The organism is Burkholderia sp. Bp9140 (assembly GCF_003853425.1).
GTDB lineage: Bacteria > Pseudomonadota > Gammaproteobacteria > Burkholderiales > Burkholderiaceae > Burkholderia.
This window is the reverse complement of the sequence record NZ_QTPQ01000006.1, coordinates 109,033-120,474: the sequence shown is the minus strand read 5'-3', so window position 1 is coordinate 120,474 and position 11,442 is coordinate 109,033. Positions and strand designations below refer to the sequence as shown.

Annotated in this window: 8 protein-coding genes and 1 pseudogene; 4 read left to right on the top strand and 5 right to left on the bottom strand. The window is 66.4% G+C overall.

Features of this window, described 5'->3' with window-relative positions; all coding sequences use genetic code 11:
- Positions 1 to 234: 234 nt before the first annotated feature.
- Both DIE21_RS07380 and DIE21_RS07375 read right to left on the bottom strand, forming a co-directional pair.
- A complete protein-coding gene (locus DIE21_RS07380; protein ID WP_124497058.1) occupies positions 235 to 1,674 on the bottom strand; it encodes an APC family permease in 1,440 nt (479 codons plus the stop codon).
- Between the two features lie 285 nt (positions 1,675 to 1,959).
- The gene (locus DIE21_RS07375) at positions 1,960 to 2,730 is read right to left on the bottom strand and encodes a helix-turn-helix domain-containing protein (protein ID WP_260432337.1); all 771 of its coding nucleotides are present in this window, start codon (positions 2,728 to 2,730) and stop codon (positions 1,960 to 1,962) included.
- On the opposite strand from DIE21_RS07375, the gene DIE21_RS37655 reads away from it, so the two are divergent.
- A complete protein-coding gene (locus tag DIE21_RS37655; protein ID WP_260432336.1) occupies positions 2,722 to 3,141 on the top strand; it encodes a hypothetical protein in 420 nt (139 codons plus the stop codon). The genes DIE21_RS07375 and DIE21_RS37655 overlap by 9 nt on opposite strands.
- 139 nt (positions 3,142 to 3,280) lie before the next feature.
- On the opposite strand, the gene DIE21_RS07370 is transcribed toward DIE21_RS37655, so the two are convergent.
- Positions 3,281 to 3,982, bottom strand: coding sequence for a FadR/GntR family transcriptional regulator (locus tag DIE21_RS07370; protein ID WP_124497142.1), 702 nt, complete (start codon positions 3,980 to 3,982; stop codon positions 3,281 to 3,283).
- Positions 3,983 to 4,215: 233 nt separating this feature from the next.
- Between DIE21_RS07370 and DIE21_RS07365 the strand changes: the two are divergent.
- Positions 4,216 to 5,001: pseudogene (locus tag DIE21_RS07365) on the top strand (ATP-binding cassette domain-containing protein); the annotation flags it as partial.
- Here DIE21_RS07365 and DIE21_RS07360 read toward each other — a convergent pair.
- Positions 4,998 to 6,851: an ABC transporter ATP-binding protein gene (locus DIE21_RS07360; RefSeq protein WP_124497056.1), complete on the bottom strand. Its 1,854-nt coding sequence runs from the start codon at positions 6,849 to 6,851 to the stop codon at positions 4,998 to 5,000. The pseudogene DIE21_RS07365 and the gene DIE21_RS07360 sit on opposite strands and share 4 nt — an antisense overlap.
- A gap of 578 nt (positions 6,852 to 7,429) precedes the next feature.
- On the opposite strand from DIE21_RS07360, the gene DIE21_RS07355 reads away from it, so the two are divergent.
- Together DIE21_RS07355 and DIE21_RS07350 are read left to right on the top strand one after the other, a co-directional pair.
- Positions 7,430 to 8,668 (top strand): MalY/PatB family protein, encoded by a 1,239-nt coding sequence (locus tag DIE21_RS07355; protein WP_124497055.1) that lies wholly within the window; start codon positions 7,430 to 7,432, stop codon positions 8,666 to 8,668.
- A gap of 306 nt (positions 8,669 to 8,974) precedes the next feature.
- Positions 8,975 to 10,408: an amino acid permease gene (locus DIE21_RS07350; RefSeq protein WP_124497054.1), complete on the top strand. Its 1,434-nt coding sequence runs from the start codon at positions 8,975 to 8,977 to the stop codon at positions 10,406 to 10,408.
- 187 nt (positions 10,409 to 10,595) lie between these two features.
- Here the strand turns inward: DIE21_RS07350 and DIE21_RS07345 are convergent, their stop codons facing one another.
- Entirely contained in the window at positions 10,596 to 11,369 is a 774-nt protein-coding gene (locus DIE21_RS07345) for an SDR family NAD(P)-dependent oxidoreductase (RefSeq protein WP_124497053.1), read from the bottom strand.
- Positions 11,370 to 11,442 lie beyond the last annotated feature (73 nt).

Here is an 11,442-nt window from a genome sequence, read left to right as displayed (position 1 = left end):
TCGAGGCGATGAGGGCTGCCACGGCACGGCTTCGACGTCGGGTCCACTGTATGTCGATCAAATGGCGGACCTTGTCCGCTATCGGCAATCGTTGCCGCGTGACCGGGATAGGGAATACCCGCGCGGGGCCGTGCCGGCGCGATGCATCGATGCGTCGCGTGCCGGCAGCGGGAAAGTGTCAGGGGGCGGGGCGAGGCGATGCCGGTGCCGCGCGCGGCACCGGCCGGGAGGCGGTTACGGGGTGGCGCGTCCGAGTTCGCGATACAGGTCGGGGTCGCTGCGCTTCAATCGCAATGCGGCGCGGATACCGAGCGCGCCGATGGCGAGCAGGAAATACGGAAACATCGCGACGAAGGTCGAATCCGATCCGCTCAGCACGGACAGGTTGCGCACGACCAGCACGAGGCATGCGCCGAGTGCGATCACGCTGACGAGCGGCGCGATCAGGCGGTGCACGAGGCCGGCATCCCGATGGTCGCGCGCGAAGAACGCGATGACCGAGGCCGCCACGAGGATCTGCACCGCGATGATGCCGATCGTGGCCAGCGCGCTCATCCACGAGAACACGACCGCGAACGGATCGAGGCGGAAGGCGGCGGAGCCGACGATGGCCGCGAGTGCGATCAGCGTCTGCACTTTCCCGGCGACGTCCGGGCAGCGATGCACGGGGCAGGTATGGCCGAGCTTGCGCCACAGCACACGTTCACGGCCCATCGCGTAGAAATAGCGCGTGATCGTATTGTGGAACGACAGGATCGCCGCGAAGAGGCTCGTGACGAGCAGCACGTTCATGGCGTCCGTCGCGATGCCGCCGAGCAGCCGGCCGCTGACGGCAAACCAGAGATTGGCCGGATCGCGGGCCGCCTGCGCGGCGATCCGGCTTTCGCCCCACGCCTCGACGATTGCCCACGACGACAGCGCATAGAACACCATGATGAGGATCACGGCCAGGTACGTGGCGCGCGGGATCGTGCGTTTCGGGTCGCGGGCCTCCTCGGAGAAGATGGCCGTTGCCTCGAAGCCCATGTACGAGCCGAGGACGAACACGAGCGCGGTGCCGAGCCCGGGTGCAAACACCATCGCGGGGCTGAACGGTTTCGCGCTGAAGCCGCCGGCGCTCGCGCCGTGCACGACGATCGCGAGATCGAGCAGCATCACGATCGCGATCTCGCCGATCATCAGCATGCCGAGCAGCCGGCCGCTGAACTCGATGCGTCGCGCGCCGCAGAAGTGGACCGCGGCGACGCAGGCGAGTGCGAACGCCCACCACGGCACGTCGACGCCGTAGTGCCGCTGGATGCTGTCGTTCAGGAAGAAGCCGAACATGCAATAGATCGCGATCTGCACGGCGTTGTACGCGACGATCGCGACGAACGCGCCGCCCACGCCGGCCGGACGTCCGAGCCCGTTCGCGATATACGCATAGAAGGCGCCCGCGTTGGAGATGTGCCGGCTCATCGCTGCGTAGCCGATGCTGAAGATCAGGTACATGACGCCCGCCAGCACGAATACGCCGGGCACGCCGGGACCGTTGCCGAGCGAGAAGGCCGCGGGCGTTGCACCGACCATCGCGGTGAGCGGCGCGGCCGCGGCGACGACGAAGAAGACGATGTGGGAAAGTCCGACGGCGTTTTTGCTGAGCCCTGCTTCGGACCGGGATGACAGTTCGTTCATGAGTAGTCCCGCTGACCGGATCGTCCGTCAGGAATCGACCGCGGCATGCCTGATCAAAGTCCCTGCGTCGCGGGCCGATCCTGACGATCCGGCAGCGGAGGCTGCCGTCCGCCGGCGACACAGGTATGCGCTTCGACGGCCGCCCGGTGAGGCGCGCGGAGCGCGCGAGCAAGCCGACGACAAAATTTACGGCGCGGAAATACCGGACGTTGTCCGCTATCGGCAATCCGCATGCACCGGGCGGCAGGGGATTACCCGGATGCGGCGCGCCGCATATGCGCGGCCTCAGCTCAGGCGGGGCGTGTGCGACGGTAGCTCGTGGAAATGTTGCTGGTAGTAGGAGGAGAAGCGTCCGAAGTGGCAAAAGCCGAACTGTGCCGCCGCATCGCCGATCCGCATCGTCTCGGGTGTCGTCATCAGGAAGCGTCGGACGGCGTTCAGCCGGATCGAGCGGAGGTAGGCCGTCGGCGTGGTGCCGACGACGTTCTGGAAGCTGTATTGCAGCGTGCGGCGGCTGATTCGAAGGTGATGGCAGAGATCGATGACGGTCGGTACGTCGTCGCTTTCCAGCGCGATCTCCTGGCTGCGGCGAACGATGTAGCTCTGCGTCGAGGCCGACGGCAGCGCACCGGCATCCGATTCGTCGGACTGCACGAGGTCGAGCAGGATGCCGACGACGCTGTGCGCGAGCACGCGTTCGTCGAATGCATCGCGAGCCGTGAGCGAGCCGCTGTCGAGCGCCTGGCAGAGCACGCGCTCGAGGCCGTCCAGCGCATTGCCGTAGCGCGCCGGCGAGATCGGCAGCACCGGCTGCTTCAGGATGCGCGCGGGCAGGTTCGCGAGTTCGTCGAGCTCGCGATCGGCCGTGAGCGTGCGGTCGATCGTGAAGGCGAGCACTTCGGTGTCGCACGGAAGATGGGCGACGAACTCCTCGCCGCCGCGCAAGGTCAACAGGCTCGGGCGCTCGACGGTGCGCCCCTGGACCACCGGCGCTACCGCGCTTGCGATGGGCAGCGCGAAACAGAGGCGGTTGCGCGGTGCCAGCCCGTGCTGCATGACGCGCTGGTTGATGCGTTCGCGAAAGACGTGAAAGCGCTGGCCTGCGACCTGGCGCAGCGTGGTCGTGGCAGTGCCTGGGCTGATCTGGTCGTAGTGCTGCGACCAGTTCACGATCGCCTGGGAGTGGAGGAACACATCGGAGAAGCGCAGGGTTTCAGCGTGCAGGTTCATGGTAGGGCTAATGCGTCTCTTCTCGAATTCGATGCTGGCCGAAGCCCGCGCACGCCGGCCGGGATCGTTGCCACCCGGCCGGTGTCGACGATCATATCCAGAAATAAAACGTCGAGTGAACGCGTCGGCCAGCGCCTGCCGCTGGCCGCGTCACCTGCAAGCGTTGCGTCGCGGATGGCGGCGGTCGATCGCAAGGAGAATGAAATAAACATCCGGAATGCGGGACATGCCGAATGATTATTCGCGACAGAGTGCAGAATGAATTCACTGAATCCCATTATAAGGGATTCAATTTAATATTGAGATGGGGTTTGCACGCGGTGCCGCGCGACATTGCAACCCGGGTGCGAAGGCGCGCGGGGCACCCCGGTGCCGGTCAATCCGGGTCGGATTTCAGGTCGCCGTCGAGCCAACGCGCTTCGGACGCGCGAAGATGTGCGCGGATGGCCGTCTGCGCCGCGATCGGGTCGCCGGCCTGTAACGCATGGAGCACGTCCTCGTGCTCCTGCACGGCGGCAGTCCAGGTCTGCGGATTCTCCGCGTGCCCACGCATGGCCGCCGCGATCGGGTCGTGGCGGCTGTCGAACAGCTCGCCGACGAAGCGGGTCAGCACGGAATTACCGGCGGCTTCCGCGATCAGCATATGGAACTGCCGATCGGCTTCGATGGGCGATTTGCCGGCCTCCGCGAGCCGCTTCATGCGCTGAACCGTGCGGCGCAGCCGGTCGAGCATCGCGGCCGTCATCCGCGCCGCGGCCAGCGCGGCGACGCTGCCTTCGATGGCCGCGCGCGCCTGCATCAGCTCCGACGGACTGTCGCCCAGCGTGACCATCGTGCCGACATCGTCGGCCGCCGTATCGCGGACATAGACGCCGGAGCCCATCCGGATCTCGATCTGGCCACCAATTTCGAGCGCGATCAACGCCTCGCGAAGCGACGGGCGCGATACGCCGAGCGTCAGCGCCAGTTCGCGCTCGGGCGGCAGGCGCTCGCCGACCCTGAATTCCCCCTGACGAATCAACGCGACGATCTGGGCCGCGACCGATTGGTAAAGCCGCTTTGGTTCTGTCGATTTCATTCGATGGATCTTTGTCAATGCGCTTTCAGCGCAAGCGCGCGTCACAAAGTCTATCACGCGCGCTGTATCGCCTCGGGGAGCGGCCTGCCCGTGCTGATGTCCGGGTTTTCACCATTGGTAAGATCGGATGAGAATATATAAATTGGCTTGACCAATGATGGTTGAATCGACGGGTTTCTTCTGAATTGGACTGACCAGGCGGAATCGACGTCGGCCCTGCCCAAGGAGACGCAATGGCAATGCCTCGCAATCTGCCCGGTCAGGCCGCACAGGACGAGGCGGACCGGGAGATCCTGCGCCTGGAGGGGATTCGCAAGCGCTGCCCGGGCGTGCTCGCGCTCGACGGGATTCGTCTCGACCTGCGCCGCGGCGAGGTGCATGCGGTCTGCGGCGAAAACGGCGCCGGCAAATCCACGCTGATGAAGATCATCAGTGATCAGTACCTGCCCGACGAGGGTGTCGTTCATTATCGCGGCGTGCCGGTGCGGTTTCGTTCGGCATCCGAAGCGCAGGCAGCCGGCATCGCGATCATCCACCAGGAACTCAACCTCGTGCCGCATCTGAGCGTGGCGGAGAACCAGTATCTCGCGCGCGAGCCGCGACGCGGGCCGTTCGTCGACACGAAGCGGCTCAATGCGGACGCCGCGCGCTGCGTCGCGCGGATCGGCCTGAACGTCGCGCCGACGACCAAGGTCGGCGTGCTGTCCATCGCGCAGCAGCAGATGATCGAAATCGCGAAGGCGCTGTCGTACGACGCGCGCGTGCTGATCATGGACGAGCCCACGTCGTCGCTGACGGAGTCGGAAACCGTGCAGCTCTTTCGCCTCATCGAGGAGCTGCGCGCCGACGGCGTCGCGATTCTGTACATCTCGCACCGGCTCGATGAAATGGCGCAGATCGTCGATCGCGTGACCGTGCTGCGCGACGGGCGCCACATCTCGACGGATGAGTTCGCCGACGTGAGCATCGACGACATCGTCGCGCGCATGGCTAATGCCCGAAGCCTCGGCGGCCGTTACTGCGCCGTGTCCTCGGCATCCGCCGTCTCGCCGAGGAACCCGCCACTCTGGTGCGCCCACAGCGCCGCATAGATGCCGCCGGCCTGCAGCAGCTGCAGATGCGTGCCTTCCTCGACGATGCGCCCTTCGTCGAGCACGATCAGCCGGTCCATTGCCGCGATCGTCGACAGCCGGTGTGCGATCGCGATCACCGTCTTGCCGCGCATCAGGCCGTCGAGGCTGCGCTGGATTGCGACCTCGACTTCGGAGTCGAGCGCGCTGGTCGCTTCGTCGAGCACGAGGATCGGCGCGTCCTTGAGCATCACGCGCGCGATCGCGACGCGCTGCCGCTGGCCGCCCGACAGCTTCACGCCGCGCTCGCCGACCTCGACGTCGTAGCCGTTGCGCCCGTGCCGGTCGCGCAGCCGGTCGATGAAGTCGGACGCTTCCGCGCGCACGGCCGCATCGTGCATCTCGCGCTCGGTCGCGTCGGGGCGGCCGTACAGGATGTTCTCGCGCATCGTCCGGTGCAGCAGCGACGTGTCCTGCGTGACCATCCCGATCGCCGCGCGCAGGCTGTCCTGCGTGACGTGCGCGATGTCCTGCCCGTCGATCCGGATCGCGCCGCCGTCCACGTCGTAGAAGCGCAGCAGCAGGTTCACGAGCGTCGACTTGCCGGCGCCCGAGCGGCCGATCAGGCCGATCCGCTCGCCCGGCCGGATCGTCAGGTTCAGCCCGTCGAACACCGGCGTGTCGTTGTCGTCGTGCGCGAAGCGCACGTTGTCGAACACGATGCCGCCGCGCTGCACGGTGAGCGCCTTCGCGTCGGGCGCGTCGATCACGCTGCGCACCTTCGTCAGCGTGTTGATGCCGTCCTGGATCGTGCCGACGTTCTCGAACAGCTCGGTCATCTCCCACATGATCCAGTGCGAATAGCTCGACAGGCGCAGCGCCATCGCGATCACGGCCGCAACCACGCCCGCGCTCGCCTCGCCGTGCATCCACAGGTAGAGCGCGAGGCCGGCCGAGCCGACCAGCAGCAGCGTCGACAGCAGGTGGTTGACGATCTCGAACGCGCTGACGAGCCGCATCTGCGCGTCGCCGGTCGCCTTGAACGCCTCCATCGCGCGCCGCGCGTGATCGGCTTCCCGGCGCGTGTGCGAAAACAGCTTCACGGTCGTGATGTTCGAATAGGCGTCGGTGATGCGGCCCGTCATCAGCGCGCGCGCGTCCGCCTGCTGGCTGCCGACGCGCCCGAGGCGCGGCACGAAGAACGCACAGGCGGCGCCATAGCCGAGCGCCCACAGCACGAGCGGAATCATCAGCCGCCAGTCGAAGCTGGCTGCCAGCGCGAGAATGCCGATCAGGTACGCGGCGACGCCGATCACGACGTCGACCGACATGAACAGCGCGTCGCGCACCGCCAGCGCGGTCTGCATGATCTTGGTCGTCACGCGGCCGGCGAACTCGTTCGCGTAGAACGACAGGCTCTGGTCGAGCATCAGCCGGTGAAACAGCCAGCGCAGCCGCATCGGGAAGTTGATCGCGAGCACCTGGTGCTTGACCATCGTATGCAGCACGATCAGCGGCGCGCTGCCCGCGAGGATCGCCGCGAAGCCGGCGAGCGTGCCGAAATGGCGGCCGCCGAAGTCGGCCGGCGTCGCCGACGACAGCCAGTCGACCACGCGCCCCATCATCGCGAATAGCGCAGCCTCGTAGGCGGCGAGCGCGGCCGATGTCAGCGCGATCAGCAGGATCCAGCTGCGCGCGCCCTTCGTGCAGGCCCAGACGAACGTGAAGAACCCCTTCGGCGGCGTGACGGGATCCTCGAGCGGGAATGTCGGCAAACGCCGTTCAAACCACGAAAACATTGAACCTTCTCCTTGATGCGGCCCGGGCCGTCGGCCCGGCCGGCCAGGCGTGCCCGGTGAACGGCGCGATAGTGCCGGCATGGCTCGTCGATCTCGCGCGGTTCGGCTGCGAGTGTCGCATCGATTCGAATCGGCTGCAGGCCGGTTGTCTGACGCCGGCGGTACGTCGGGCCGCCGCGTTGCCGGCATCGGCTCGCGACGCCTGCGACGCTCGGCGGGAGCGCAGGTGGCACGGCATTGACCTCACGCGTCGGCGCGGTTCTGCATGGCCGAGAAAGGTTTTCTTTGCCCTCGTCAAAGCACCGGCATCGTCGACGCCCTGAAGGCGCTGTTCGGCGAGCAGCAAACCGTGGAGGCGGTGGCGACGGTGGCCGGCCGCGTACAACATGGTTTCCCGTTTCCTGGTGGCGCTGGCGATCTGAAAGGCATGGCCCGGCGAGGCCGCGCGGCCATCCATGAGCAGCGCTCACTGCACCATGAAAAGATACCATTGTTGCCCGGAAAATCGCGCTGCTACTCTAGTCGCCATACGAAGCCACGCCGTCGGCGTGGCCGTCCTATCGCGAGTGAAATTGAGCATGCAGGCACATCTGGAACGGCCCGGTCGTGGTGCAGCGACTGGCAACGCGGCGTCGATCTTCGACGAGGTCGTCGACCGCAGGCACGCCAATTCCCTGAAATGGGCGTTCGGCGAGCGGCTCCTCGCCGCTGACGAACACGCGGCCGATCCGTTGCCGATGTGGGTTGCGGACATGGATTTCCGCGCGCCGCAGCCCGTCATCGATGCGCTGCACGATGCGGTCGAGTACGGCATTTTCGGTTATTCGTGCGGGGCGACCGACAGCTACGTGCGCGCCGTCGTCGACTGGCAGGCAAAGCGCTTCGGATGGCACGTGGACCCGGAATGGGTGCTGCAGTCGAGCGGCGTCATCACGGCGCTGAAGACGGCCATCCAGGCGTTCTCCGCCCCGGGTGAAAGCGTTCTGATCCAGCCGCCCGTCTATGCGCATTTTCACGACGACGTGCTGCTGAACGGGCGCCGGCTGGCGCTCGCGCCGCTCGAGCGTGCCGGGACGGCTTACCGTTTCAACGAGAAGACGTTCGAGGCCGCGATCCGCGACGACACGCGGCTGTTCATCCTGAGCAATCCGCACAACCCGACCGGCAACGTGTGGAGCGAGGGCGAACTGCGCGCGATGGGCGAAATCTGCGCGCGGCGCGGCGTGCTGGTGATCTCGGACGAGATCCACCAGGACCTGGTCATCAACCCGTCGAAGCGGCATGTGCCGTTCGCATCGCTCGGCGACGCGTTCGCGTGGAACAGCATCACGTGCACGGCGCCGAGCAAGACGTTCAACCTGCCGGGCCTGCAGAGCGCGAACCTGTTCGTGCCGGACCGCCGCGTGCGCGACGCGTTGCGCCGGCAGTTCGACCGCAACATGTATCAGTCGGTGAACACGCTCGGCATGATCGCGGCGGAGGCCGCCTATACGCACGGCGAGCCATGGCTCGACGCGCTGTTGCCGTACCTTCGCGACAACCATGCCCATTTCCGCAATGCGATCCACGGGATGACGTCGCGGATCGAAGTCCTGCCCGCCGACTCGCTCTACCTGTCCTGGATGGACTGCCGCGGGCTCGGCCTGGACGCCGACGTGCTCAACCGCTTCATGCTGACCAAGGCCCGGATCTGGCTGGACAAGGGACAGAAGTTCGGGCTCGAGGGGCACGGCTACATGCGCGCGAACCTCGGATGCCCGCGCGCCGTGGTCGACGACGCGATCGATCGTCTCGCCAACGCGCTGGCCGCGCTTTGAACCGCGCCGCGCGCGGCAGCGCCGACGGGAACATCCGGAACGGCGGTTGACGGGAAACGATCGGCCCGGCGCGACGTCGCCGGGCATCGGCCCGTGATGACGGCCGGCCGGCGCGGCACACGGGACGATGAACGGGGCGGCTCGCGAGCGAAGCGTTCATTTATATCAGTACTGCGAATGGTCTGGCTGCGGGATGCCGCGGCGGCCGGCATGCGCGCCGCGAAACCGGCGCGCCGGCGGCCTGGTCGTGAAGACCATCGGCCAGACCTGAATACACGAATACACGACAACCCCCATGGAGGCGACATGAAGCAAGACGACCAGACCCCGGCATACGAACGGGAGGACCTGAAACGCGATCTGTCGAACCGGCACATCCAGATGATCGCGATCGGCGGCGCCATCGGCACCGGGCTGTTCTACGGTTCGTCGTGGGCGATCCGCACGGCCGGACCGGCCATCCTGCTGGTCTACGCGATCGCGGCGATCGCGATCTACTTCGTGATGCGGGCGCTTGGCGAGATGGCCGTCGAAGAGCCCGTGTCGGGCTCGTACGTGTCGTATTCGAACCGCTACATTCACCGGTTCGCCGGTTTCCTGAACGGCTGGAACGCGTTCATCTTCCTGCTCGCGACGAGTGCGGCGGACCTGAACGCATTGGGGAACTACGTGCACTTCTGGTTCCCGGCGATTCCGATCTGGGTGACGGCCGGTGCGGCGGTCTCGCTGATGTTCTTCGTCAACATCATCGGCGTGAAGATATACGGCGAGGCGGAGTTCTGGTTCGCGCTGGTGAAGGTGGTGGCGATCGTCGCGATGATCCTGTTCGGCGCCGGCATGATCGTGTTCGGCATCGGCAACAACGGGGTGCCGATCGGTTATCACAACCTCGTCGCGCACGGCGGCTTCTTCGCGAAGGGATTGGGCGGCACGTTCCTGGCGATCGTGATGGTCGCGTTCTCGTTCGGCGGTGTCGAGAATCTCGGGCTGGCGGCCGGCGAAGCGAAGGATGTGAAGACGACGATGCCGAAGGCCGTCAATTCGACGTTCTGGCGCCTGCTGATCTTCTATGTCGGCGCGATCGCGGTGCTGCTGATGGTGTTTCCGTGGACGTCGCTGACGACCAGGGGCAGCCCGTTCGTCGACGTGTTCACGAAGATCGGCATTCCGGCGGCGGCGAGCATCATGAACCTGGTCGTGATCATGGCCGTGCTGTCCGCCGTGAACGCGAGCGTGTTCACGAACAGCCGCACGTTCTACAACCTGTCGCTGCAGAAGAATGCGCCGGCGTTCCTCGGCGTGGTCAACCACCGCAAGGTGCCGCATCGCGCGATCCTGATGGTGTTCGCGACGATGTTCGCGGGCGTGCTGCTGAACTACATCATGCCGGAGCAGGTGTTCGAGCTGTTCTCGTCGGTGACGGTGTTCGCGCTGGTGTGTGCGTGGGGTTCCATCGTGATCAGCCATCTGAAGTTCCGCAAGATCCGGATGCTGAACGGCGACGCGGACCAGATCGCGTACCCGATGCCGTTCTATCCGTACAGCAACTACCTGGCGCTGCTGTTCGTCGCGGCGGTCATGATCTGCATCGCGATCCTGCCGGACATGCGGATGTCGCTGATCGTGTCGGCGGCATGGGTCGGCGTGGTGTTCGTCGCATACAAGATCCACACGCGGCGCGAGACCGCACGCGACGGGGCGCACGATGCGGCGCGCGATCCGAAGGACGTGCCGGCCTGACGGATGTCCGGCGGCCCCGTTCGCTGCATGCGCGCGGCCCCGAACCGGATCGGGGCCGTGCGTTCATCGCGACGGAGCGCGACTCACGCAGTCGGCCGTTGCGCGTGCGCGTCGAGCACGCATGCCGAGTTGGAATGCCCGCCGGCGTGAACGGCTGCGCGCCCGATTGGGCCGCGCCAGCCGCAGGTCAGTTGCGGCCGGCCATCACGCCGCCGTCCACGTCCCAGATCGCGCCCGTGACCCAGCCCGCCTTGTCCGACAGCAGGAACGCGACGACCTCGGCGACGTCCTCCGGCGTGCCGACGCGGCCGATCGGATGGAAGCCGTTGAAGCCCTGCAGCGCCGCATGCACGTCTGCCTTCGGAATGAAGCCTTCGTAGATCGGCGTCTGCACCACTGCCGGCGACACCGCGTTGACGCGAATGCCCTTCGGCGCCAGCTCCATCGCGAGGTGCTGCGTCAGCGAATGAAGGCCGGCCTTGGCCATCGAATACGCGGACGATGGCGTCGCGGCGATCGCCTGCTTCGCCCACATCGAACCGATATTGACGATCGCGCCGGGGCGGCCCTTCGCCACCAGGTTGGCCGCGACCTTTTGCGTGATGAAGAAGGTCGCCTTGTTCAGCTTCATGTACTGGTCGTAATCTGCTTCCTGGTGCTCGAGGAACGGCTTCGGGAAGAACACGCCGGCCGCGTTGACCAGCAGGTCGACGTCGGCATGCTCCGCGTCGATGCGTTCGAGCAGTGCGGCGACGCCGGCGTCGTCCGACAGGTCCGCGGTCAGCGCACGGACGTCGCCGAGCGACGCGAGTGCGTGGCGCGCTTCCTCGGTCTTCGCCGGGCGATTGCCGACGATCACCGCGCTGCCGCCCGCGGCGAGAATCGTCCGCGCCGTCTGCAGCCCCATGCCGCTGGTGCCGCCGACGACCAGCAGCTTCCTGCCGTTGAATGCGTTGCTCATGTTGGAAATCTCCGTGTCCGCCCGTCGATCGACAGGCATTGATTGAAGAACGGCAGCGCGCGACGATGTCGTG